1 protein-coding gene is annotated in these 243 nt (G+C 60.1%); it reads left to right on the plus strand.

Going from position 1 to position 243, the window contains the following annotated elements:
- The coding region (locus tag AB4Y44_RS42870) for a response regulator transcription factor (protein WP_368702857.1) at positions 1-243 on the plus strand (243 nt) is incomplete at both ends.

The following is a 243-nucleotide window of genomic DNA, read 5'->3' on the forward strand; positions in this document are numbered from 1 at the left end:
AGAGCCTGCTCGAATCGGTGGGGTTTCATGTCGAGACCTTCCCGTCGACGGTGCTATTTTGCCAGCGCGTGCAGGGCGATGTTCCGAGCTGCCTGATACTCGACGTGCGCTTGAAAGGCGAGAGCGGCCTCACCTTTCAGCAGAGTGCGCACCGCTACGAAGTGGACATGCCCATCATTTTCATGACCGCGCACGGCGACATCGAAATGTCGGTGCGCGCGATGAAGGCGGGAGCGATCGACT

Source organism: Paraburkholderia sp. BR10937 (genome assembly GCF_040965695.1).
Classification (GTDB): Bacteria; Pseudomonadota; Gammaproteobacteria; order Burkholderiales; family Burkholderiaceae; genus Paraburkholderia.